This is a genomic window from Bacillus cereus G9842 (genome assembly GCF_000021305.1).
Lineage (GTDB): Bacteria > Bacillota > Bacilli > Bacillales > Bacillaceae_G > Bacillus_A > Bacillus_A thuringiensis_S.
In genome coordinates this window covers 3,953,717-3,978,526 of sequence record NC_011772.1, presented here as the reverse complement: position 1 = coordinate 3,978,526, position 24,810 = coordinate 3,953,717, and the positions used below count along the sequence as shown (strand labels likewise).

The window sequence follows — 24,810 nt, the reverse complement described above, 5'->3', positions numbered from 1 at the left end:
TGTAATTTGATAAAATAAAATTAACTAAATTATAGTAAAAAAGTTTCAAGGGGAAGTGTGAAGAGAATGGAATTATCGAAGGGGAATGCAGTAAATTTAAATGATACAGCTTATTACAATAATCGAGAGTTAAGCTGGCTAGCATTTAATGAACGTGTACTACAAGAAGCGCAAGATGGAAAAAATCCACTTTTGGAAAGATTGAAATTTATTAGTATTTTTAGTTCGAATTTAGATGAATTCTTTATGGTACGTGTAGCGGGATTAAAGGATCAAGTGAGTGCTGGATTTAATCAGCCAGAAAATAAAGCTGGCTTAACACCAAAAAAGCAACTAAATAAAATTGCGATAAAAGCCCATGAACTAATGACAGTACAATATGATACATTTAAAAATTATGTATTGCCAGCGCTTGAGTTAGAGGGAATTGAACGTTTAACATTCCATGATTTGACGAAAGAGCAGCGAGAATTTATAGAAGAGTATTTTGATGAGCAAATTTTTCCGGTGTTAACCCCTGTAGCTATTGATGCATATCGCCCATTTCCAATGTTATTAAATAAAAGTTTGAATTTAGCTACTCTTTTATATGATGAGAAGCAAGCAGAGGAAGAGAATCGGACGAAGCTAGGAATTGTACAAGTTCCTTCATTACTTGAGCGCTTCATATTTTTACCGAGCGAAGGGCAAAAGCATAAATTTATTTTATTAGAAGACGTAATTAGTAGCTTTACTCATAAATTATTTACGGGATATACAGTATCATCTGTTACTCGTTTCCGTATTACACGCAATGCAGATTTAACGATTCATGAAGAAGGTGCGAGAGATTTATTAAAGGTAATTGAAAAAGAATTAAAAAAACGTAAGTGGGGGGGGCTGTACGTTTAGAAGTTGGGAAAGAACACATTGATGAAAGAGTATTAGCGTTATTATATGAGGTTCTGGAAGTAAAAGATGAAGATGTATATATAATGGATGGGCCATTAGATTTAACATGTTTGTTTTCTTTATATAAAAAACTAGCTCCTTTATATGAACATCTTGTATATCCGGCTCTTATTCCGCAACCGCCTCAAGATTTAGGTGATGAAGAAGATGTATTTGAAAAAGCAATTGAGCATGATATTTTATTACATCATCCTTTTGAATCATTTCAGCCGGTAGTTGATTTTGTCCGTGATGCGGCAGACGATCCAAATGTACTTGCGATTAAACAAACGTTATATCGAGTAAGTGGTGATTCACCAATTATTCAGGCGTTAAAGATAGCGGCTGAAAAGGGAAAACAAGTGACGGTATTAGTTGAATTAAAGGCAAGATTTGATGAAGAAAACAATGTTCATTGGGCTAAAGAATTGGAACAGGCAGGCTGTCATGTTATTTACGGTGTAAGTCACTTGAAAACACATAGTAAAATTACGTTAGTTGTAAGAAGAAAAAACGGAAAAATCGAAAGGTTCGTACATCTTGGAACTGGAAACTATAATGATGCAACAGCGAAGTTATATACTGATTTTGGATATATTACATCAAGAAAAGACTTTGGGGTTGATGCAACCAATTTCTTTAATTATTTAAGTGGTTATACAACAAAGCCACATTTTCATCATTTATCTGTTGCTCCATTTGATATAAGAGAACAATTTATGGATTTAATAGATGAAGAAATCCGTTATCATAGGCAATATGGAAATGGATATATTATCGCTAAGATGAATTCATTAACAGATAAACCATTAATTAAAAAAATGTACGAAGCATCACAAGCTGGAGTAAAGGTAGAGCTCATTGTTCGAGGAACATGTTGCCTACGACCTGGTATTCCAAATGTAAGTGAAAATATTCGTGTAGTTAGTGTTGTTGGAAGATATTTAGAACATAGCCGTATTTATTATTTCCATCATAATGGGGAGGAGAAAATATATTTATCTTCAGCTGATTGGATGACGCGAAATATGGAGAAGCGAGTGGAAATATCTTTCCCGATATTAGATATTGAAATGAAGGCACGAATTAAGGCGATTTTACAGCTTACATTAGCTGATAATGTGAAAACACGTGAACAAAATAAAGATGGTGATTACTATTATGTTATTAATGGTAGTACAGAAGAAATTGATAGCCAAGTGAAGTTGTTTAAGATGGCGTATCAAAATACAGATGCTGAATAATGAAAAAAGTAAAAACCTCTTATGTCTATAAGAGGTTTTTACTTTTTTCTACTCATATGCTCCCAAAATGGGAGGATGAGTAGAAACAATAGTTTTATTATAAGCGTGTAATAAGGTGGCTCGTTGAGAGAATAACATTTGAAATAATCGTTATTTTAACTTAGTAATAGTATGGTTGTTGACATGGTCCACCGTAACAAGGATAAGGTGCTGGCGGCGGGAAAGGTGGTGGATAAGGTGGGTAAAATGGTCGAGGGCCGAAAGCTAATGCTCCGCCGAGTAATCCACCAGCAATTCCAGCTAGAAAGGGAACGCCAAAAAACGGGAAGAAGCGTGAGTCGCCTACTGGACCAATAGGTGCTGAACGGACTGGGATTGGTTGATAATATGGATACATGAACATACCTCCTTTATTGGACTCACTTTCATCATATGGTAAATGAAACGTGGATGAGCGCGTACAAGAAAGGATATGCAAGAAAATAGGCGAATTATTACGAATGTTGGAGTGTAAAAAGTGTAATTTCAGGTTTTGACATAAAACGGAATGGAACACGCGTTCTTCCTAGGCCTCGATTAACATAGAGAGTTAAATCTTGAATTGTATAGAAGCCTTCAATATAGTCTTTGGCGAGTGATGGTGTAATAATAGCTCCTAAAAAAGGAATTTGTACTTGTCCGCCGTGGCTATGACCAGAAAGTTGCAAGTTGATTGGATATCTGGAAACTTGGGGCGCGATATCTGGTTCGTGAACAAGAACAATGTTATAAGTATTTTGTCGTGCATGCTCTAATGTTTTCTCTATTTTGGGTTTGCCTAGTAGTATATCATCGAGACCGAAAATAGAAATCTCACTATTATCCATTAGACGAATTCTTTTTTCATTATTTAGCAATAGTTCAAATCCAGATTCACGCATGATGTGCTCATAGTATTCAGTTCCATATCCACCGTGATCATGGTTACCATAAATAGCGAATTTACCGAAGGGGGCTTGTATATTTTTTAAAATGGATGCAACGAAAGGAGTGTCAGTATACGTTTGGTAATTATCAATGAGATCTCCAGTAAAAAGGACAATATCTGGATTTACAGCATTAATTTTAGAAACAACTTGAGATAAATGTTGAAGCGAGAAATAGTATCCAAGATGTAAATCGCTGAATTGAAGAATTTTCATACCATGAAAACTTTTTGGGATGAGTTGTGATTTTAATGTGTGCTGTGTAAAAGAAATGAAATGGGGTTCTATATATTTAGCATAGTAGTATCCAATGCCACTGGTTATAAATGAATAGAGACAAGTGCGCATACCAATTTTTAAAAAATTTCTTCTTGTAATGTGCTTCATAAAAATATGAGTATACCTCAATGTTTTTATTCCATTTATAGGCTACTCGAATCTCCTTTCAGTTTATTTAAAATATACTTTACATAATAAAAATTTAGTATAGATTACGAAAAAAAATGAATGAAAAGAAAATTCTTTACATTAAAATATCAGAAAAGTTTAAAAATATAAAGATTTCTATTAAATAAAGTGATAAAATGAATGTGTATTCATTTTTTGGAGGGGATGTATGTGAAAGAGAAGGTAGTTATTATAACAGGTGGATCGAGTGGAATGGGAAAAGGAATGGCGACTCGTTTTGCAAAAGAAGGGGCACGAGTTGTTATTACAGGACGTACAAAGGAAAAACTAGAGGAAACAAAGTTGGAAATTGAACAATTTCCGGGGCAAGTATTACCTGTACAAATGGATGTAAGAAATACGGATGACATTCAGAAAATGATTGAACAGATTGATGAGAAGTTTGGTCGAATTGATGTTTTAATAAATAATGCAGCTGGAAACTTTATTTGTCCAGCAGAAGATTTATCTGTGAATGGTTGGAATTCAGTCATTAATATTGTGTTAAACGGTACATTTTACTGTAGCCATGCTGTCGGAAAATATTGGATTGAAAAAGGTATAAAAGGGAATATCATTAACATGGTAGCAACATATGCATGGGATGCAGGTCCAGGAGTTATTCATTCGGCTGCAGCGAAGGCAGGGGTATTAGCGATGACGAAGACGCTCGCTGTTGAGTGGGGACGTAAATATGGAATACGAGTTAACGCTATCGCGCCAGGACCAATTGAACGTACGGGCGGTGCTGATAAATTATGGATTTCAGAAGAAATGGCTAAGCGTACGATACAAAGTGTTCCGCTTGGAAGGCTGGGTACGCCAGAAGAAATCGCTGGTCTAGCTTATTATTTATGCTCAGATGAAGCTGCGTACATAAATGGAACTTGCATGACAATGGATGGAGGACAACATTTACATCAATATCCATTTTAAAAGGGATAAAAAAATGAATGTTTGATTTATTTTTTTATGGTTAAATGTGACGGAATTGTGACATATGAAAGAAAAGTGTTTACAAGAGGTCATATATACGTTATATTTAAGACCTCTTTTTTCTTCATAGTAGAATTGCTAATTCCCCTTAGCATTTTACCCCTCTAATCCCTTCAGGAAAACTGAAGGGATTTTTTATTATTTTTCCGTAAATATCATGTTATAATTTTTGAAAAGTAAAGGGAGGGAAGCACGTTGATAGATGCATTAGATGTAATGAGTAACTTGGATAAAGTCCTTCCTTATTATCAAGCTATTTTTAGTGCTGATGAGCATACTGTAATTGGATATGAAGTAGTAGGACGTATTCAAACAGAAGAGGGCATACAAAGTTTAGCTTCTTTCTTTCACGATGATTCGATTCCAAGTGAATTTCAACTGGAAGCGGATAATATTATAGTAGAAAAAGCTTTAAATCGTTATTTAGAAAGCGATCAAAAATTATTATTATTTATACATCGGAATGCTAATGTATTAATGAATGATGATGATGAAAGCTTGCTTCAACTTTTATTGAGGTATGAAGAACAAGGTTTAAATTTAAAACAAATTGTTTTAGAGATTACAGAACATGAATGTAAAGAAGATATAGAGCAATTTAATCATTTGCTTATGTATTATCGTACATATGGTATTCAAATTTCGATTAATAAAGTCGGAACGGGCACAAGTAATTTAGAGCGTATTAGCGTGTTAGCACCTGATATTTTAAAAGTAGATTTAACGAATTTAAGGCAAACAGCACTTTTACAATCTTATCAAGATATTTTATATTCTTTATCATTACTTGCTAGAAGAATTGGTGCAACTTTGTTATATGAAGAAATAGATGCTTTTTATCAACTGCAATATGCTTGGAAGAACGGCGGAAGATATTATCAAGGTAATTATTTGAAAGAATGTTTACCTGATTTTATTGAAACGAATGTTTTGAAAGAGCGACTTGGTAATGAATGTCATCAGTTTATTCAGCATGAAAAGAAGAAGTTACAAAAAATTTATAATTTGACAGAGATGTTACGCGATCGCATTGGCGATGTTTTATCAAAACAAAAAAAGAATGAAGATATAAATGATTGGTTATTACAATTTAGTCAAAGTGTATCACAGTGTAGTTTTCGTATATTTATTTGTAATGAAGATGGTTTCCAACAATCAGGAAATGTTATGAAAAAAGATGGAGAATGGATTGTGATGCCGGATTATTATATGAAGAACTGGAGTTGGCGCCCGTATTTTCTCGAGAATATCATGAAAATGCGTTTTGAGAATAAGGCAAGGCTTTCAGATTTATATGCAGATATCGAAACGGGCGAAATGGTACGAACATTTTCTTTCCCAATAGATGATGACAACTTTTTATTTATAGATTTATCTTATGAATATTTATATGAAGAAGATGTTTTATTTTAATGCACGAAGAGATTCGTGCATTTTTTGTTTGTTTTTATCATAAATTGGTAATAGTGAAAATGGTGATGAAAATGCTGTCTATCGTTGTAAAGATTTTACGAACGAAATCTGTCCTTTCTTTGCATAATCATTGTTACAATGAATACTACAAAGACAAGTTCTTTTAAAAGGAAGGTGAAAAAATGAGGAAATATGGAATATGGCTTGTTCTATTTGTATGTGTTGCCTTTCTAGTTGGTTATAGTGTTACGACTGTTTTAGGGAAAGAGGAAGTGAAAGTTGATCGGAAAGAAGTATTTACAACGATACAAAAAGGTTATGAAACCCAGTTTTCAATTCGTGGGAAGCATTTGCCGATGAATAAGATGATAGAGACGTTATCACCGTATTTTACAGATAATTTCCTTCAAGTGTTTACAGATGAAAATAGCAGAAGTGATAAACAAAGTGGTGAATATTTACTTCCGGCAAAAGAAGCACCGTTTTCTTTTAATTCAGAAACGAAAATATCGTATGATGAAGAACATAAAAATTTATATGTATATGAGCGGACAAAAAGTGGACAATATCAAATTGTAACATTGAAAAGGGATCAAGATAAATGGAAGTTAGCAGGATATCATGAAAGTCAGGAACTCTTAACTGAAATAAAAAGGTTGCAACAATTATAAAGTGAAACTTTTAATCAGTGGGAGGGATTACTAGCCCATCTAACTCCTTTGCTTTAGCTAAATTTTTTGGGTTTTACTACCTACAAATAGCGGGATAAGAATAGGAATAGGTATTTACCTATTCCTATTCTATATTGAGTAGTTTTTGTAACTTTTCAATTTGAAAACCTGCAACTACTTCGCCATCAATTACGACTGTTGGAGTTGAATAAGAATCATAGTCGTTTAAAAGACGATTGCGAGCAGCAGCGTCTTTTTTTACGTCAAATTCTTCATATGCAACGTTATTATGCTTCAAAAATTCTTTAACAATAACACATGGCGGACAATCAGGTTGTGTATAAACCTCAATTTTTTTCATTGTAATTCCTCCTTTTTTCTGTTTTTTATTATATTCTTCCAGTATAAAAACCGCAATAAAGAAGGGGAAATATGTTCTTTCTGTTTTTTCCTTCGCATTTCGACAAATTTTTAGTTGAGTTTCTGGCCAATAACCTTTATCCTAGAGTGTGGAACATTTTTTCTGTTATGACGGATAGAATGAGTATAGCTGTAAAACCTATTGGTAGGAAGATCAGAGAAAGGAGAGATTTCATGTCTCTACTCCAAGGAATTTTAACTCGACTTGTTAGTCTACAAGAACAAGCTGAAAGCGGTGAAGTAGCACAACGCTATTTTGAAGTGAACGGTGAGCGCAAATGTAGCGTGAAATTTTTCGATAAAAGTGAAATGTATGAGTTAGAAGTGTATCAACAAGGTGAAAAACCTCAAGTGTACCAATTCGATAATATCGACATGGTTGCAATTGAGATTTACGATATCATTTCTTGATACATATAAAAAAGGTACTGCCATATGGCAGTACCTTTTTTAGTTCTATTACTTTCCAGCGTAATGTATAGAATTTTTTTATTTTTCCTACAATGGTATTAAAATGAAAATTTAATCTGTGTAAGTTTGCCTATCCATGTGGATAAGTAGTCCCGCCAACCGGATGAATATGTGAAGCTAAACTTCTCACAATTGCTGGGTTCTGCAAATAGTGGGAGAAATATAACTAGGAGGTTATCGTATGGAACATTTACCAGTTGTGATTTGTCCTAATTGTCAAAGCTCTGCTGAGATTACTCATGTATTAACGGCTCAATCTAATCAAAATGTAATTTATACGTGCCAAGTTTGTCACTTTGTAATTCGAAATATTGAAACGAATAAAGGATAGGAAGTTATAATTTTAGTTTTTGTCCCATACAATGAGAATACGAAAAGTCTGTCTAATTGAAAGGACGTGACTCTGTGGACGGTGCACATAAATTTTACAATGTTTCAGAGAGACATTTAAATTTTGATATGGTCTTTAGCCGTATTTGTAGTTTCATTGAAAAGGATCCACGAAATTTATATCGATTATCCATTGGGACAGACTCGCAAGCACATCAAAAGGATACGAGGTTTATTACAGCAATCCATATTCATCGTGTTGGAAAAGGTGCCTGGGGTTGTTTACACCATAGATCAGTAAAAGATAAGCCAGCAACCTTACGTGAGAAAATATATTTAGAAACGCAGTTTAGTCAAGAAATCGCATGTCTATTTACACCTACTCATATACAAACAATATGGGAGTTATTGCATCCTTATGCTCAAGATGGGGCTGGATTCATAATGGAAATTCATTTAGACATTGGGAATGATGGTTTAACAAAGGAATTTATTTTAGATATGACAGAAAAAATTCGAGCGATGGGATTAACTGCAAAAATTAAGCCGGATGCTTATGCGGCGTTTAGCTATGCAAATCGATATACGAAATGACTTTTTGTATGTTTACAATTGCTACATATCTTTTGGTAAAAACTGAATATTACATCTATTAAATAGGTTAAATTTTTTATATAATAAGAGTAACGATGCGATTGTAAGGAGAGGGGTATATGCAAAGGGAAGTTGTTTTAACGAAGGAAGAAGAAAGTTTACTACTAGATATTTTATTTCAGCAAAATTATGCAAGTGAAATTTTAGCTGTGGAACTTACAGATATTGAGAATGGTTTGAAACAGACGGATGTGATGCAATATAAAAAAATTACAAGGTTATTTTACAGATTAAAAAATAAAGGGTATTAAGCGCTACCGGAATGGTAGTCTTTTTTTTGTGCTGTATGCTAAAATAGCTGTGTGATTGTATTTTTATTGAAATAAATTTAGGACAAAATAATAATGTGAAAACGCTGTCATAAAATGTGAATAGAGTTATGAACATAAGCAGGAAAAAGGGAAAATGGGGGATGTAATATGATTAGTATTCCGAAAGACGAATTTCAACAAATTCTTGTGAAGGATTTAATGATTTCATCGGAAAAAGTAGCTCATGTCCAAATTGGAAATGGTTTAGAACATGCTTTACTCGTTCTTGTGAAATCTGGATATTCGGCGATACCTGTCTTAGATCCAATGTATAAATTACATGGTTTGATTAGTACTGCCATGATATTAGATGGTATGTTAGGATTAGAGCGTATTGAGTTTGAAAGACTTGATGATATGAAAGTAGAGCAGGTGATGAAGGAAGATATACCTTTTCTTAAATTAGAAGATTCATTTGCAAAAGCTTTAGAAATGACAATTGATCATCCTTTTATTTGTGCTGTTAATGAAGAAGGCTATTTTGAGGGGATTTTAACACGTCGTGCTATTTTAAAATTGTTGAATAAGAAAGTAAGGCAACATAATCGATAACGTGAGAAAAGTGACTTCATAGAAACGAAGAAGTCACTTTTTTTCGTGCATATCACTTGTGTATGTATTATATTTAAAAAGACATAAAACATAAGGAAAGTTCGCGCTGGAAAATTGTATTTTCTGAATGAAAGCTTGTTGAAATAAGGTGTATGGAAGCTAAGGAAAGAGGGAGAAAGTTGCAAATTGATGATTTTCAAATGATGGTTGTGTTAGCTCAGGAATCAAATATGAGAAAAGCGGCGGAACGTTTATTTGTTTCCCAACCTGCGCTGAGTCAACGATTACAATCTATGGAGAAACAATGGGGAATGAAGTTTTTTATTCGCTCACAAAAAGGATTGACAATTACACCTGAAGGGGAAAAAGTTGCAAATTATGCCAAAGAAATGTTGCAAAAGGAAGAGGATATAAAAAGTGAGCTAGCTGTTTTTAGAACGGAAACTCATGGAACGTTAAAAATAGCTGTTGCATCAGTTATTGGTCAATATTGGCTTCCTCCTGTTTTGAAAAAGTTTGTGCATAAATATCCTTCTGTAAAGATATCGCTGTTTACTGGATGGAGTAGTGAAGTGCAAAAGCAGTTTTATGAAGGAGACGTTCATGTTGCTATACTGAGGGGAACACAAGAATATAAAGGTCAAAAGCAAAAATTATTTGAAGATGAACTGTATTTAGTTGATAAAGAAATAAAAGATATTTCGATGCTAAAAGAAACAAATAGGCCGTTCATTCAATTTAAAAGTGACTCGACTTATTATGGACAAATACAAAATTGGTGGTATGGTTTATTTTCTAATCCGCCTAAGCGAACGATTGTAGTTGACCAAATTGAAACATGCAAACAACTTGTTTTAAATGGTATAGGTTATGCCCTTTTACCTTCTACTGTTTTAAAGGAAGTACAGGAAAATATGTATAAAACACCTGTTCAATTGACGAGAGAAACATGGTTGTTAACAAGTGACTCAGCAAGGCAGTTGAAGCAAGTACAAGCATTTTTAGAAATTATAGAAGAAATTCAAAGGGAAAAATAAGATTATTATCTTGCTACTCGCTCTTTCGTTTGGTAGAGTAACATTATAAATGGATTTAGGAGGCAACAAGAATGAAAATGATGGACGCTAACGAAATTATTTCGTTTATTCAAAAAAGTGAAAAGAAAACTCCTGTAAAGGTATACATAAAAGGGGATTTAAAAGAAGTAACATTCCCTGAAACAGTACAAGCATTTGTGAATAAAAAATCAGGTGTATTATTCGGAGAATGGTCTGAAATTAAGACAATTCTTGATGAGAATAATAAGCACATCGTTGACTACGTTGTAGAAAACGATCGTCGTAATTCTGCAATCCCAATGCTTGATTTAAAAGGTATTAAAGCTCGCATCGAGCCCGGTGCTATTATTCGTGACCATGTTGAAATTGGTGACAACGCTGTAATTATGATGAATGCAACAATTAACATTGGTGCTGTAATTGGTGAAGGTTCTATGATCGACATGAACGCAGTACTTGGTGGACGTGCAACAGTCGGTAAAAACTGTCACGTAGGTGCAGGTGCTGTACTTGCAGGTGTTATTGAGCCACCTTCTGCAAAACCAGTTATCGTTGAAGATGATGTAGTAATCGGTGCAAACGTAGTTGTTTTAGAGGGTGTTACAGTAGGTAAAGGTGCAGTTGTAGCAGCGGGAGCTGTTGTAACAGAAGATGTGCCTCCATACACAGTTGTTGCAGGTACTCCAGCACGTGTAATTAAAGAAATTGATGAGAAGACAAAAGCAAAAACAGAAATTAAACAAGAGCTTCGTCAATTAAACCCAGAGAAATAAAAAGAAAAAAAAGCGTAAGAGCGTAAATGGGCTCTTACGCTTTTTATAGATAGAGGTGCAAAAATGACAGTAAGCAAATTTGTCCAAATTCGTAGAGATCTACATAGAATTCCAGAAATCGGATTTAAGGAATGGGAAACACAACAGTATATTTTAGATTATATAGGAACACTTTCTCTTGAATTTGTGGAAGTGAAGACATGGAAAACGGGTGTAATCGTTAAAGTAAATGGAAAAAATCCAGAAAAAATAATAGGTTATCGTGCAGATATAGATGGTCTGCCAATTACAGAGGAAACTGGATATGAGTTTGCTTCTATTCATGAAGGAATGATGCATGCATGTGGCCACGATGTACATACAACAATCGGTTTAGGCCTTCTAACGAAAGCTGTGAGCGAAAGAATAGATGATGACCTTGTATTTCTATTCCAGCCAGCAGAAGAAGGACCAGGCGGTGCTCTTCCTATGTTAGAAAGTGAAGAGTTAAAAGAATGGAAACCAAATATAATTCTTGGTCTTCATATTGCACCAGAATACGCTGTAGGGACAATTGCAACGAAAGAAGGACTGTTATTTGCTAATACTTCAGAATTATATATTGATTTAAAAGGGAAAGGTGGCCATGCTGCCTATCCGCATACTGCAAATGATATGATTGTCGCAGCGAGTCATCTTGTTACACAGCTTCAATCCGTTATTAGTCGCAATGTAAATCCTCTTGATAGTGCAGTAATTACAATCGGGAAAATTACAGGTGGTACGGTTCAAAATATTATTGCAGAAAAATCTCGTTTAGAAGGAACGATTCGAACATTATCAGTAGAATCAATGAAGCGTGTGAAAAGCAGAATTGAGGCAATTGTTGCAGGTATCGAAGCTTCTTTCCAGTGTGAGGCAATTATAGATTACGGAGCAATGTATCATCAAGTATATAACCATGAAGAGTTAACGAGAGAGTTTATGCAATTTGTACATAAACAAACAGATATGAATGTTATTACATGTACTGAGGCAATGACAGGTGAAGATTTTGGTTATATGCTTCGAGAAATCCCTGGATTTATGTTTTGGCTTGGAGTAAATTCAGAATATGGTTTACATCATGCGAAATTAAAGCCAGACGAAGAAGTGATTGAAAAGGCAATTACATTTTTAAGCCAATATGTAAAGTGGAAAGGGAATAGAAAATAAAACTTCCGCTTTATTGAAGGTTCCAAAAAACTTTTTGTTATGAGGTGTAAGTAACGCTCGTATAGAGTGATTTTAGACATTTACATACAAATGAAAGAATAAAGTTAATTGGACTGTTTTAATAATGAGCAGGGGGTTTTTAGCCACTGCTCATTATTAATTATTTGACTAACTTATATATGTTTACTTTTAGTATGAAAAGTGTGTAAAATCAATGTGAAACATAGAAAAAAGGGTGGGGAATTACGTGCAAATTAGCAGTGCGATTTTATGTTTCGTCTTATATGCGTATGTTATTATTGCGGCGGTTTATTTTGGGATAAGTTTTTATGCCTATCGTTTAGTAGATAATAATGAATATGACGAAACATACAAATGGGTGAAGAGATATTTATCACCTGTACTAGAAATTATGAATGGGTTTGTGCTCTTTTTATTTATTGGATTAATTGCTTTCTCAACGAGTTTAGTAGGGAATAAAACTACGTTATTTGTATTGGGTATCATTATTTTTATGCTGTTAGGAATAAGGATTGGTAATACGGTCTTTTGGAATGAAAGAAAAGTAGATGGTTGGACGGGAATGTTAATTCCGTGTATGTTAGCTGCAATCGTGACAAATATAGAACATGAATATTATCAATTACATTTTTGGCTCATTATCGTTTTAACAATTCTTTCTGTTTTGTATATAAGCACAGTAGTACTAACATATATTGCACATGAAAAAGGAGATGTTAAAGGCACTCGTTTCTTTAGAGGACGGGCATTATTTTGGAGTGTGCCGACGATGGCAGTTATCGCGCTTATTGCGATATTAGTAAATGGATATCAATTTTCTAATTGGCAACTATTTTTAGAAAATTGGTGGATCTTTATCTTTTCGTTTATTGCTTTTTTAGGTGCAACGCATTATTTATTTCATCAACATCATTACATATGGGCGTTGTTATTTGCATTCATACAGCTGCTATTTGCCTTTTTTGGTCAAGAAACATTATTATTCGTTTTTGAAACATTTAGTTCGTTTGGAAATATATTTGTATTTGCTATGTTACTTGTTGGTATCGCTTTTTACTTGCAACAATATTTTTATATACAAAAACAAAAATAAGAGCTAATTACAGTTTTTGTGACGCATATAAAGTGTGTTACACTGAAAATAAATAGTACTTGAAGTTATTGGAGGAATTCCTGTGGGTGAGAAAGAAAAAGAGTTTGCTGTCATTGGACTTGGTCGCTTTGGTGGAAGTATTTGCCGAGAACTAGCTCAATTAGGTATGGAAGTAATGGCAATCGATTCAGATGAGGATAAAATTAATGAATTTGCAAATATAGCTTCGCATGCTGTAATTGCAGATTCAACAGATGAGATGGTATTAAAAAGCCTTGGTATTCGAAATTTTGATCACGTAGTCGTTGCTATTGGAGATAATTTAAATTCAAGTATTTTAACTACTTTGATTTTGAAAGAATTGGGTGTAAAAAATATTACTGTAAAAGCTCAAAATGATTATCATGAAAAAGTGTTAAGTAAAATAGGTGCAGATCATATTGTGCATCCAGAACGTGATATGGGAAAAAGGATTGCTAATAATATTGCATCAAGCAATGTGTTAGACTACCTTGAGCTTTCAGATGAGCATAGTATTGTAGAGATTATTGCGAATAAAAAAATTGATGGGCACTCTTTAATTGAATTAGATATTCGTGCGAAGTTTGGATTGAATATTGTAGCAATTAAACGAGGTAAAGAAGTTATCGTATCCCCTCGGGCTACGGAGAATATTCAAGCAGGAGATATATTAATTGTCATTGGTCATGACGATGAAGTGGATCGATTTAAACACTTTTTAAGATAAGAGAAAAGAAAAGGACAATGCCTTCATAGCATTGTCCTTTTTCTTATATTTCCATAATGATTGGTAAAATCATTGGACGGCGTTTCGTTTTCTCATATAGGAATGGAGCTAATGTGTCTGTAATTTCATTTTTAATTTCAGACCATTGTGTTGTTTTACGCTCCATTACTTTTTCTAAATGAGTTGTAATTAATGTTTGTGCATCATTGATTAAATCGCTGCTTTCACGCATGTAAACGAAACCGCGTGAGATGATATCAGGTCCTGCTGCAACTTTAAATTCTTTCATATCAATGCTTACAACTACAATTACAAGTCCTTCTTCAGAAAGGATACGACGATCTCGTAATACGATATTGCCGATATCCCCAATACCGTTTCCATCAATGTAGACCGAACCAGATGGGATTTTTCCAGCTACGCTAGCTTCATCAGAACGTAAAGCAAGAACATCGCCATTATCCATAATGAAGCAATTTTCTTCAGGGATACCACAATCATTTGCTATGTTCATGTGCATACGCTGCATACGATATTCACCATGAATTGGCATGAAGTACTTCGGTTTAATTAGACGTAACATTAACTTTTGTTCTTCTTGCCCACCGTGTCCACTTGTATGGATATTTGAAAGTTTCCCGTGAATTACATCAGCGCCAGCGCGGTACAACATGTTAATTGTACGACTTACGCTAATTGTATTTCCTGGAATTGGTGAAGAAGAGAAAACAACTGTATCTCCAGGAATAATTTGAATTTGGCGGTGTGTACCGTTTGCAATACGTGAAAGTGCTGCCATCGGTTCACCTTGACTACCTGTACATAAAATAACAACTTTATTAGCTGGTAAGCGGTTTAGTTGAGATGCATCTATGAATGTATCTTTCGGGCAACGAATATAACCAAGGTTTTGTCCGATTTCAATCGCTGCTTCCATACTTCGACCAAACACAGCTACTTTACGGTTGTTTTCAACAGCAGCTTCAATAACTTGTTGTAAGCGGTGAATATTTGATGCAAAGGTTGCGAATATAATCCGTCCGTCTACTTTACGGAAAATGTCTTGAATGCTATCACCAACGCGACGCTCAGACATAGTAAAGTTTGGAACTTCACTGTTCGTACTATCAGATAATAGACATAGCACGCCATCTTTACCGATTTCAGCCATTTTTGTTAAATCAGCTGGTTCACCAACTGGTGTGAAATCAAATTTGAAATCACCTGTATGAACAACTTGACCTTGAGGTGTTTTCACAACAACGCCGTACGAATCTGGAATACTGTGAGTTGTACGGAAGAAGGATACAGACGTTTTTTTGAATTTAATAACGTCATCTTCTTGAATTTCGTAAAGTTTTGCTTTACGAAGTAAGCCGTGTTCTTCTAATTTGTTTTTGATGAGTGCAATTGCTAATTTTCCGCCGTAAATCGGGATGTTCACTTGACGTAATAGGTAAGGGATTCCGCCGATATGATCTTCGTGACCATGTGTAATGAATAACCCTTTAATTTTATCTTCGTTTCGCACAAAATAAGTGTAGTCTGGTATTACATAATCGATTCCGAGAAGTTCGTCCTCTGGAAATTTAATTCCAGCATCAATTATAATAATTTCATCTTGAAATTGAACAGCGTATGTATTTTTACCGATTTCACCAAGCCCACCGAGAGCAAATACAGCAACTTGGTCGTTTTTTAGAAATTTCATATCGCTATACGATTTCCGCTAATGTTAAATCAGCGTTTTCTTTTTCATATTCAAGATGAGCGCCAGTAACAGACTGAACAAACTCGATATTATATGCGAACTTATTTAATTTTGTACGAACATCCTTTTCAGACGTAGCCTCTAAATATAAAACTTTTGTATTTTCACGTACTGGAACCTCAGTTAATTTTTCTTGATAAAATACTTTAAAAATCATTTGGAAAACCTCTCCTTGTCTATGTTTTGCATTATCTGTTACTTATTATAAAGCAAACAGTCACGATTTTCATGTTTTTTCGAATGAGAATGAAGAAAAAGCCCGAAATGGGCACAATTTAAGCGATTGTCTTTTTACGGACTAGACCGTTTAAATAACGCTTGAGCTTTTTCTTCAGCTTCTTCAGCATGATTACTCCTTCCTTTCCTTATTTTAAACATGCATATTACTAGTGAAAATTCTATCTCTGATATAAGAGATAGGACAAAAGTGAATGGTGAGTCTTGTCCTTTCCCATACAGTGAAAGTTATTCTATAGTAACGATTAGTAGCCGTTAGTTATAGGTATAGTATGAGGAAGAATGGAAAAGAAAATTCATCCGAACAAGTATCCACATGTTTTACTAATATATATATGCAAAGTTTACAAATAAGGTCAGAAAGGGAACGCTTTCTTCACAGATGTTTAATATGTTATACTTTTTTTTAGAATTTGAAAAGTGATATTCAAAATAGGAATATAGAGTGCCAGAAAGGATTTTGACAAATGAATGATAAAATTGTCTTTTTTGATATTGATGGAACATTATTAGATCATGATAAAAAAATTCCACAATCTACACGAGATGCAGTAAAACAGTTACAAGAAAAAGGTGTACATGTAGCAATTGCGACAGGGCGCGCGCCATTTATGTTCGAAGATATTCGTAAGGAACTTGATATACATAATTATGTTAGTTTTAATGGACAATACGTTGTCTTTGAAGATGAGGTAATATTTAATAATCCGTTACATCCAGATTCTTTACATAAGTTTACTCAGTTTGCAAAACAAGAAGGATATCCACTTGTATATCTTGACCATCAAGATATGAGAGCATCAGTGGAATATCATGATTATGTGAAAGAAGGCTTTGGAAGCTTAAACTTTGAGCATCCACCATATGAGCCTAATTTTTATGAGGAACGTAATATTTATCAAACACTACTTTTTTGTGAAGTAAATGAAGAGGAAAAGTTTATTAATCATTATCCAGATTTTCATTTTATTCGTTGGCATGCATATTCAATGGATATCATTCCGAATGGTGGTTCTAAGGCAAAAGGAATTGAGAAATACATTGAAAAGTTAGGTTTTAATCGTGATCAAGTGTATGCATTTGGAGATGGTTTAAATGATTTAGAAATGATCGAAGCCGTTGGCACAGGTATTGTGATGGGAAATGGCCATGAAGACTTGAAAAAACTTGCAAATCATGTGACAAAGGATGTTAGTGAAGACGGTATATATCATGGACTAAAGTGGGCTGGATTGCTATAAGTGAATATGGAACCCATTTCATAATAAAGAGGCGGAAGATTAACTTCCGCCTCTTTATTATTATCGCTCTAGAGGTTTGGAATCATCAGGAGCGGCAAAAGGATTTTCTTTATTGATATGGTCATAGAACATAACGCCATTTAAATGGTCAATCTCGTGTTGGAATACGATTGCTGGTAAACCTTTTAAACGTAATTTTACTTCTTCCCCGTTAATAGAAGTTGCTTTTACTGTAATTCTTGTATAACGAGGAACATAACCAGGTACTTCGCGGTCTACAGATAGACAGCCTTCACCGCCCTGTAAATATGTACGTTCAACAGAATGGCTAATGATTTTTGGATTGAATAATGCATGGCTATATAATGTACCGTCCGCATCGGTTACATGAACTGCAATCATTTTTTTTGAAACACCGATTTGCGGAGCCGCTAATCCGATTCCAGGGCGTAAACTATATTTTTCAGCCATTTCAGGATCTTGGCTATTTATTACAAATTCAATCATTTCTTTTAGGGTAGTTGTATCTTTTTCGCTTGCCGGTAATGAAACATCTTCTGCAACGTTGCGCAAAATAGGATCTCCTTCGCGAATAACATCTTTCATTGTAAGCATATGTAATCTCTCCTTTTCTCTTTAGTCTACCAAAGGAGATGGAAAAAGTCATCGGCAAGAAAGGGAAGGTATTTTGGAAATCGTTCTATTATAGAGTATTTATGTATGTGATAAACAGAAAAAGACGGCAAAGCCGTCTTTTTCTTTCCATAGTTGTTTCGTTTTACATTAGCGAATGCAAGCAGCACCAACGATAATTAAAAGAATAAACAACACAACGATTAAGGCGAAGCCGCGTCCAGACCCGCCACAAGAACCGCCATAACCGTAGGAAGGATATGAACAAGTTGGATAGCAATATGAGTATCCGTACATGAGATGACCTCCTTTATCATTTCCCGCTAATACTGCGGTTACTATAATGTATGGAAGAGAGGGTAGAAATGTATAGGTATTTACCTAAAAAAGGAAGGATAGTTTGTATATTTTTGTTACGAAGAGAGAAAAACTAAAGAGAATTAAATCGTTTACATATTATTCTAAGAGAAAAAATAAGTGAAAAAGGGAATAATATAACAGTAGGTCAATGCTTACTAATACAGATGTAAAAAATAAAAACACGTTTGTGTAGTAGAAACCTGCATATTATTTATAAAAAAACGTATTCAAAGTAATTGACATCGTAATTAGAATAGTTGTAAACTAAAAAACGTGATCAAGATTGTATTAATATGTTTCTGAAAAAACATTAGTACAGATTGTTAGGTACACAAAATTATTCTCAACCGACAGATAAACATGTTGGTTTACATCGTTGCGCTTTTTAAACTGGAAAATAGCCAGTGAAAGCGTTTCAGAATATGGTTCAAGAGAGGAAGAGGTGAACGGAATGGGTACTAAAACAAAAAAGACCCTATTTAATGTTGATGAGCAAATGAAAGCTATCGCAGCTCAATTTGAAACATTACAAATTTTAAATGAAAACGGTGAAGTTGTGAATGAAGCAGCTATGCCTGAATTATCTGATGATCAATTAAAAGAATTAATGCGTCGTATGGTGTATACTCGCGTATTAGATCAACGTTCTATTTCTTTAAACCGTCAAGGACGTTTAGGTTTCTACGCACCTACAGCTGGACAAGAAGCTTCTCAATTAGCGAGTCATTTCGCACTTGAAGCAGAAGACTTCATCTTACCAGGATACCGTGATGTACCACAATTAGTATGGCACGGACTTCCATTATATCAAGCATTCTTATTCTCTCGTGGACACTTCATGGGTAACCAAATGCCTGAGAATGTAAATGCATTAGCTCCACAAATCATTATCGGTGCGCAAATCATCCAAACTGCTGGTGTTGCGTTAGGTATGAAACTACGTGGTAAAAAATCTGTTGCAATTACTTACACTGGTGACGGTGGTGCTTCACAAGGTGACTTCTACGAAGGTATGAACTTTGCAGGTGCATTCAAAGCTCCAGCAATCTTCGTTGTTCAAAACAACCGTTATGCAATCTCTACTCCAGTAGAAAAGCAATCTGCAGCTAAAACTGTAGCACAAAAAGCAGTAGCAGCAGGTATTTACGGAATTCAAGTAGACGGTATGGATCCATTAGCTGTATACGCAGCAACTGCTTTCGCTCGTGAGCGCGCAGTAAATGGCGAAGGTCCTACTTTAATCGAGACTTTAACATTCCGTTACGGTCCACATACAATGGCTGGTGATGACCCAACTCGTTACCGTACAAAAGATATCGAAAACGAATGGGAACAAAAAGACCCAATCGTACGCTTCCGTAAGTTCTTAGAAGCTAAAGGCCTATGGTCTCAAGAAGTTGAAGAGACAGTAATCGAAGAAGCAAAAGAAGATATCAAACAAGCAATTGCTAAGGCTGACCAAGCTCCAAAACAAAAAGTAACTGATTTAATGGAAATCATGTACGAAAAAATGCCTTACAACTTAGCTGAACAATATGAAATTTACAAAGAAAAGGAGTCGAAGTAAGCCATGGCTCAAATGACAATGATTCAAGCAATCACTGATGCTTTACGCGTTGAAATGAAAAATGATCCTAACGTACTTGTATTTGGTGAAGACGTTGGTGTAAACGGTGGTGTATTCCGTGCTACTGAAGGTTTACAAGCTGAATTTGGTGAAGATCGTGTAATGGATACTCCACTTGCAGAGTCTGGTATTGGTGGACTTGCAGTTGGTCTTGCACTTGAAGGATTCCGTCCAGTTCCAGAAATCCAATTCTTCGGTTTCGTTTTTGAAGTAATGGATTCAATTTCTGGTCAATTGGCTCGTATGCGTTACCGTTCTGGTGGACGTTGGACTGCTCCAGTAACAGTTCGTTCTCCATTCGGTGGTGGTGTTCATACTCCTGAACTACATGCTGATAGCTTAGAAGGATTAGTGGCTCAACAACCTGGTCTAAAAGTTGTTATTCCATCTACTCCATACGATGCTAAAGGTCTTTTAATCTCTGCGATTCGTGACAACGATCCAGTTATCTACTTAGAGCATATGAAATTGTACCGTTCATTCCGTCAAGATGTACCAGAAGGCGAATACACAATTGATTTAGGTAAAGCTGATATCAAACGTGAAGGTACAGATGTATCTGTTATCGCTTACGGTGCTATGGTTCACGCTGCATTAAAAGCTGCTGAAGAACTTGAAAAAGAAGGTATCTCTTTAGAGGTTGTTGACTTACGTACAGTTCAACCATTAGATATCGAAACAATCATCGCTTCTGTTGAAAAAACAGGTCGCGTAGTTGTAGTTCAAGAAGCTCAAAAACAAGCTGGTATTGCAGCTAACGTTGTAGCGGAAATTAACGACCGTGCAATCTTAAACTTAGAAGCTCCAGTTGTACGTGTTGCAGCTGCTGATACAGTATTCCCATTCTCTCAAGCAGAGAGCGTATGGTTACCAAACCACAAGGATATTGTTGAAGCTGTAAACAAAGTAATGAACTTCTAATTTTTAGTTTTTCATGTGCAAAAGAAATCAGCACATGCTGGTTTCTTTTGTACATATTCCATAATAATGAAATGAATCAGGGGGCTGAATTCCGTGGCATTTGAATTTAAACTACCAGATATCGGTGAAGGTATCCACGAAGGTGAAATCGTAAAATGGTTTATTAAACCAGGCGATGAAGTAAATGAAGACGATGTACTTCTTGAAGTACAAAATGATAAAGCAGTAGTAGAAATCCCTTCTCCTGTTAAAGGTAAAGTACTTGAAGTACTTGTAGAAGAAGGAACAGTTGCAATCGTAGGAGATACATTAATTAAATTTGATGCTCCTGGATACGAAAACCTTAAATTTAAAGGTGACGATCATGATGAAGCTCCAAAAGCTGAAGAAGCAGCAGTAGAAGCTCCAGCAGCGGAAGCTACTCCAGCAGCAACTGCAGAAGTAGTAAATGAGCGCGTAATCGCTATGCCATCTGTTCGTAAATACGCTCGTGAAAAAGGTGTAGACATTCATAAAGTAGCTGGTACTGGTAAGAACGGCCGTATCGTAAAAGCTGACATCGATGCATTTGCAAATGGTGGACAAACTGTAGCAGCAACTGAGGCTCCAGCAGCAGTAGAAGCTACTCCAGCAGCAGCGAAAGAAGAAGCACCAAAAGCACAACCAATTCCAGCTGGTGAATATCCAGAAACTCGTGAGAAAATGAGTGGTATCCGTAAAGCGATTGCGAAAGCAATGGTTAACTCTAAACACACAGCTCCTCACGTAACATTAATGGATGAAGTTGATGTAACTGAGCTTGTTGCTCACCGTAAGAAGTTCAAAGCAGTAGCAGCTGACAAAGGTATTAAATTAACTTACCTTCCATACGTTGTTAAAGCTTTAACATCTGCATTACGTGAATACCCAATGTTAAACACTTCTTTAGACGATGCATCTCAAGAAGTAGTTCATAAACATTACTTCAACATCGGTATCGCAGCTGATACAGACAAAGGTCTATTAGTACCAGTTGTTAAAGATACAGATCGTAAGTCTATCTTCACTATTTCTAACGAGATCAACGATCTTGCTGGTAAAGCACGTGAAGGTCGTCTAGCTCCAACTGAAATGAAAGGTGCTTCTTGCACAATTACAAACATTGGTTCTGCAGGTGGACAATGGTTCACTCCAGTTATCAATCACCCAGAAGTAGCAATCCTTGGTATCGGCCGTATCGCTGAAAAACCAGTTGTGAAAAATGGCGAGATCGTTGCAGCTCCAGTATTAGCATTATCTCTAAGCTTTGACCATCGTTTAATTGACGGCGCAACTGCTCAAAAAGCGTTAAACCAAATTAAACGTCTATTGAATGACCCACAATTATTAGTAATGGAGGCGTAATAACAATGGTAGTAGGAGATTTCCCAATTGAATTAGATACAGTCGTTGTTGGTGCAGGTCCTGGTGGATACGTTGCGGCAATTCGTGCAGCACAATTAGGTCAAAAGGTAGCAATTATTGAAAAAGCTAACCTTGGTGGCGTATGCTTAAACGTTGGATGTATTCCTTCAAAAGCGTTAATCAATGCAGGTCATCGTTATGAGAATGCAATGCATTCTGATGACATGGGTATCACTGCAGAGAACGTAAAAGTTGACTTTACAAAAGTTCAAGAATGGAAAAACGGCGTAGTTAAGAAATTAACTGGCGGTGTTGAAGGCCTTCTTAAAGGTAACAAAGTTGAAATCATTCGCGGTGAAGCTTACTTCGTAGATGCTAACACATTACGCGTTATGACTGAAGATGCAGCTCAAACTTATACGTTTAAAAATGCTGTTCTTGCAACTGGTTCTACACCAATCGAAATTCCAGGATTCAAATACTCTAAACGTGTTATCAACTCTACAGGTGCTTTAAGCTTACCTGAAATTCCTAAAAAACTTGTTGTAATCGGCGGCGGTTACATCGGTATGGAATTAGGTACTGCATATGCTAACTTCGGTACAGAAGTTACTGTAGTAGAAGCTGGCGACGAAATCTTAGCTGGTTTCGAAAAAGCTATGAGCTCTGTTGTTAAACGTGCTCTACAGAAAAAAGGTAACGTAAATATCCATACAAAAGCTATGGCTAAAGGCGTTGAAGAAACAGAAACTGGCGTAAAAGTTAGCTTTGAAGTTAAAGGTGAAATCCAAACTGTAGAAGCAGATTACGTATTAGTAACTGTAGGTCGTCGTCCAAACACTCAAGAAATCGGTCTTGAGCAAGTTGGAGTTAAAATGACTGACCGCGGCATCATCGAAATCGATGAGCAATGTCGTACAAATGTACCAAACATCTATGCAATCGGTGATATCGTTCCTGGACCACCATTAGCTCACAAAGCTTCTTACGAAGGTAAAGTAGCTGTAGAAGCAATTAGTGGCCATGCATCAGCTATCGATTACATCGGAATTCCTGCAGTATGCTTCACTGATCCAGAATTAGCATCTGTTGGTTACACTAAAAAACAAGCTGAAGAAGCTGGAATGACTGTAACTGTATCTAAGTTCCCATTCGCTGCTAACGGTCGTGCATTATCATTAAACAGCACTGACGGTTTCCTACAACTTGTAACACGTAAAGAAGATGGTCTTCTTGTAGGTGCTCAAGTTGCAGGTGCAGGTGCTTCTGATATTATCTCTGAGATTGGTTTAGCTATCGAAGCTGGAATGACAGCTGAAGATATCGCTCAAACAATCCATGCTCACCCAACATTAGGTGAAATCACAATGGAAGCAGCTGAAGTTGCTCTTGGAATGCCAATTCACATTGTAAAATAATTTAAGTAATGTAAATAGCCCCTCTCTTATTGTAAGAGAGGGGCTATTTTTATTTTCATCAAATGACTTGCAAGGTCTTTAAACGTACTTGTCGAATGAATATATAATACTTTAACAAATGATTTAGGCGTAACTTACTTCAAAGGTAATATATATCATCCTATAATATGTAATTGATTCAAACTTAACCCCATATATTAATAAAATAGAGCATGTCAAAGGAGAAGGTTCCATGAAAATATTACATGTTATATTTTATCATTTACTACTATGGAGTGGCTTTTCCACTGTATTAACATTATCGAATGGTGATAAGTTTCATTATAAAGTTATTCTTTTTTTCGTATTCCTGTATTTAGCCTATGTAATAGCATATTTTGTATTACACGTAAGAAAGCAAGCTTTATTTCTTACATGTTCGAATTGTATACTATTTTTAATCATATTATCTATTTTTTAAATTAACGTTTATAAAAATACATTGTTCTTCCATTAAATAATTGTAACTCTCCTTCTAATTTCTTCGCTAAAAAACGGCAAAATTCATTCGCTTTCCCTTTGTCACCATATGTTGCATTAGGTGGTAAAGAAACTTGGATGAAAGATTGTTCATTTTCTATACCAACACCAATATAAATTGAGTCATACCGGTCGTGATTGGATTGAAGTTTTAATGTTGTTGCTGATGTATCTAAAATTTCATAAGGAAAAGCGGTATTTGTATACGGGTAATTAATTTGGGCACCAGTTTTAGAAGTAACTGTTTTATAATAATGAAAAAGTTGTTTTATATCATCTATTGAAACAGATTGTTGATTGGATTTAGGTACAAGCGTAATAAAGGCATGTTGCATATAAGTTCCCCCTAACTTAGTAGAATACTATTATTCTACATCCTACTGAATTTTTTGACAATTAAAAGGAGTAT

27 protein-coding genes and 1 pseudogene are annotated in these 24,810 nt (G+C 35.2%); 20 read left to right on the top strand and 8 right to left on the bottom strand.

The window, feature by feature from the left end:
* Nucleotides 1–66: 66 nt before the first annotated feature.
* A pseudogene (locus BCG9842_RS19885) lies at nt 67–2,174 on the top strand (polyphosphate kinase).
* 160 nt (nt 2,175–2,334) lie between these two features.
* Here the strand turns inward: BCG9842_RS19885 and BCG9842_RS19880 are convergent.
* Nucleotides 2,335–2,571: a hypothetical protein gene (locus BCG9842_RS19880; RefSeq protein WP_000283738.1), complete on the bottom strand. Its 237-nt coding sequence runs from the start codon at nt 2,569–2,571 to the stop codon at nt 2,335–2,337.
* A gap of 97 nt (nt 2,572–2,668) precedes the next feature.
* Nucleotides 2,669–3,526: a metallophosphoesterase gene (locus tag BCG9842_RS19875; protein ID WP_002082238.1), complete on the bottom strand. Its 858-nt coding sequence runs from the start codon at nt 3,524–3,526 to the stop codon at nt 2,669–2,671.
* Nucleotides 3,527–3,757: 231 nt separating this feature from the next.
* On the opposite strand from BCG9842_RS19875, the gene fadH reads away from it, so the two are divergent.
* From fadH to BCG9842_RS19860, 3 genes are all read left to right on the top strand, one after another.
* Nucleotides 3,758–4,522, top strand: coding sequence for a 2,4-dienoyl-CoA reductase (fadH, locus tag BCG9842_RS19870; protein ID WP_000660913.1), 765 nt, complete (start codon nt 3,758–3,760; stop codon nt 4,520–4,522).
* A 255-nt stretch (nt 4,523–4,777) separates the two neighbouring features.
* Nucleotides 4,778–5,995: an EAL domain-containing protein gene (locus BCG9842_RS19865; RefSeq protein WP_000564306.1), complete on the top strand. Its 1,218-nt coding sequence runs from the start codon at nt 4,778–4,780 to the stop codon at nt 5,993–5,995.
* A gap of 182 nt (nt 5,996–6,177) precedes the next feature.
* A complete protein-coding gene (locus BCG9842_RS19860; protein WP_001233816.1) occupies nt 6,178–6,666 on the top strand; it encodes a DUF3993 domain-containing protein in 489 nt (162 codons plus the stop codon).
* A 124-nt stretch (nt 6,667–6,790) separates the two neighbouring features.
* Here the strand turns inward: BCG9842_RS19860 and BCG9842_RS19855 are convergent, their stop codons facing one another.
* Nucleotides 6,791–7,027 (bottom strand): glutaredoxin family protein, encoded by a 237-nt coding sequence (locus BCG9842_RS19855; RefSeq protein WP_000717872.1) that lies wholly within the window; start codon nt 7,025–7,027, stop codon nt 6,791–6,793.
* Nucleotides 7,028–7,260: 233 nt separating this feature from the next.
* Here BCG9842_RS19855 and BCG9842_RS19850 point away from each other — a divergent pair, with 233 nt between their 5' ends.
* The 10 genes from BCG9842_RS19850 (at nt 7,261) to BCG9842_RS19805 (ending at nt 14,291) form a co-directional block, all read left to right on the top strand.
* The gene (locus BCG9842_RS19850; RefSeq protein ID WP_000055151.1) at nt 7,261–7,497 is read left to right on the top strand and encodes a YkuJ family protein; all 237 of its coding nucleotides are present in this window, start codon (nt 7,261–7,263) and stop codon (nt 7,495–7,497) included.
* Nucleotides 7,498–7,738: 241 nt separating this feature from the next.
* Nucleotides 7,739–7,888 (top strand): hypothetical protein, encoded by a 150-nt coding sequence (locus BCG9842_RS31405; RefSeq protein WP_000400650.1) that lies wholly within the window; start codon nt 7,739–7,741, stop codon nt 7,886–7,888.
* A gap of 74 nt (nt 7,889–7,962) precedes the next feature.
* Nucleotides 7,963–8,481, top strand: coding sequence for a ribonuclease H-like YkuK family protein (locus BCG9842_RS19840; RefSeq protein WP_000348492.1), 519 nt, complete (start codon nt 7,963–7,965; stop codon nt 8,479–8,481).
* A gap of 119 nt (nt 8,482–8,600) precedes the next feature.
* Nucleotides 8,601–8,792, top strand: coding sequence for an antirepressor AbbA (abbA, locus tag BCG9842_RS19835; protein WP_001188692.1), 192 nt, complete (start codon nt 8,601–8,603; stop codon nt 8,790–8,792).
* Between the two features lie 168 nt (nt 8,793–8,960).
* Complete coding sequence (gene cbpB / locus BCG9842_RS19830) at nt 8,961–9,404, top strand: cyclic-di-AMP-binding protein CbpB (protein WP_000623573.1); 444 nt, start codon at nt 8,961–8,963, stop codon at nt 9,402–9,404.
* Between the two features lie 152 nt (nt 9,405–9,556).
* Nucleotides 9,557–10,441: a LysR family transcriptional regulator gene (locus BCG9842_RS19825; RefSeq protein ID WP_003261853.1), complete on the top strand. Its 885-nt coding sequence runs from the start codon at nt 9,557–9,559 to the stop codon at nt 10,439–10,441.
* Nucleotides 10,442–10,512: 71 nt separating this feature from the next.
* On the top strand, nt 10,513–11,235 hold the full coding sequence (dapD, locus tag BCG9842_RS19820) for a 2,3,4,5-tetrahydropyridine-2,6-dicarboxylate N-acetyltransferase (RefSeq protein WP_000783241.1): 723 nt from the start codon (nt 10,513–10,515) through the stop codon (nt 11,233–11,235).
* 63 nt (nt 11,236–11,298) lie between these two features.
* Entirely contained in the window at nt 11,299–12,429 is a 1,131-nt protein-coding gene (locus BCG9842_RS19815) for an N-acetyldiaminopimelate deacetylase (RefSeq protein WP_000218667.1), read from the top strand.
* 247 nt (nt 12,430–12,676) lie between these two features.
* The gene (locus tag BCG9842_RS19810) at nt 12,677–13,543 is read left to right on the top strand and encodes a hypothetical protein (protein ID WP_001167320.1); all 867 of its coding nucleotides are present in this window, start codon (nt 12,677–12,679) and stop codon (nt 13,541–13,543) included.
* A gap of 82 nt (nt 13,544–13,625) precedes the next feature.
* Nucleotides 13,626–14,291 (top strand): potassium channel family protein, encoded by a 666-nt coding sequence (locus BCG9842_RS19805; RefSeq protein ID WP_000504032.1) that lies wholly within the window; start codon nt 13,626–13,628, stop codon nt 14,289–14,291.
* A gap of 43 nt (nt 14,292–14,334) precedes the next feature.
* Here BCG9842_RS19805 and rnjA read toward each other — a convergent pair whose 3' ends face one another.
* Nucleotides 14,335–16,002, bottom strand: a complete 1,668-nt coding sequence (gene rnjA / locus BCG9842_RS19800) for a ribonuclease J1 (RefSeq protein WP_000670375.1) — start codon at nt 16,000–16,002, stop codon at nt 14,335–14,337.
* Nucleotides 16,003–16,006: 4 nt separating this feature from the next.
* Entirely contained in the window at nt 16,007–16,219 is a 213-nt protein-coding gene (locus tag BCG9842_RS19795) for a DNA-dependent RNA polymerase subunit epsilon (protein WP_000576435.1), read from the bottom strand.
* Between the two features lie 547 nt (nt 16,220–16,766).
* Between BCG9842_RS19795 and BCG9842_RS19790 the strand changes: the two genes are divergently transcribed.
* Entirely contained in the window at nt 16,767–17,540 is a 774-nt protein-coding gene (locus tag BCG9842_RS19790; protein ID WP_000998271.1) for a Cof-type HAD-IIB family hydrolase, read from the top strand.
* A 60-nt stretch (nt 17,541–17,600) separates the two neighbouring features.
* Here BCG9842_RS19790 and def read toward each other — a convergent pair whose 3' ends face one another.
* Nucleotides 17,601–18,155, bottom strand: a complete 555-nt coding sequence (def, locus tag BCG9842_RS19785; protein WP_000957043.1) for a peptide deformylase — start codon at nt 18,153–18,155, stop codon at nt 17,601–17,603.
* A 168-nt stretch (nt 18,156–18,323) separates the two neighbouring features.
* Complete coding sequence (locus tag BCG9842_RS19780; protein WP_000274562.1) at nt 18,324–18,470, bottom strand: YjcZ family sporulation protein; 147 nt, start codon at nt 18,468–18,470, stop codon at nt 18,324–18,326.
* A gap of 514 nt (nt 18,471–18,984) precedes the next feature.
* On the opposite strand from BCG9842_RS19780, the gene pdhA reads away from it, so the two are divergent.
* The 5 genes from pdhA (at nt 18,985) to BCG9842_RS19755 (ending at nt 24,342) form a co-directional block, all read left to right on the top strand.
* Complete coding sequence (gene pdhA / locus BCG9842_RS19775) at nt 18,985–20,100, top strand: pyruvate dehydrogenase E1 component subunit alpha (protein WP_000536895.1); 1,116 nt, start codon at nt 18,985–18,987, stop codon at nt 20,098–20,100.
* A gap of 3 nt (nt 20,101–20,103) precedes the next feature.
* Nucleotides 20,104–21,081, top strand: a complete 978-nt coding sequence (pdhB, locus tag BCG9842_RS19770; protein ID WP_000068163.1) for a pyruvate dehydrogenase complex E1 component subunit beta — start codon at nt 20,104–20,106, stop codon at nt 21,079–21,081.
* A 93-nt stretch (nt 21,082–21,174) separates the two neighbouring features.
* Nucleotides 21,175–22,464, top strand: a complete 1,290-nt coding sequence (pdhC, locus tag BCG9842_RS19765; RefSeq protein WP_000863420.1) for a pyruvate dehydrogenase complex dihydrolipoyllysine-residue acetyltransferase — start codon at nt 21,175–21,177, stop codon at nt 22,462–22,464.
* A gap of 5 nt (nt 22,465–22,469) precedes the next feature.
* On the top strand, nt 22,470–23,882 hold the full coding sequence (lpdA, locus tag BCG9842_RS19760; protein ID WP_000260104.1) for a dihydrolipoyl dehydrogenase: 1,413 nt from the start codon (nt 22,470–22,472) through the stop codon (nt 23,880–23,882).
* 232 nt (nt 23,883–24,114) lie between these two features.
* On the top strand, nt 24,115–24,342 hold the full coding sequence (locus BCG9842_RS19755) for a hypothetical protein (RefSeq protein ID WP_000697469.1): 228 nt from the start codon (nt 24,115–24,117) through the stop codon (nt 24,340–24,342).
* 1 nt (nt 24,343) lies between these two features.
* Here the strand turns inward: BCG9842_RS19755 and BCG9842_RS19750 are convergent, their stop codons facing one another.
* Nucleotides 24,344–24,736, bottom strand: a complete 393-nt coding sequence (locus BCG9842_RS19750) for a DUF1885 family protein (protein ID WP_001163295.1) — start codon at nt 24,734–24,736, stop codon at nt 24,344–24,346.
* Nucleotides 24,737–24,810 lie beyond the last annotated feature (74 nt).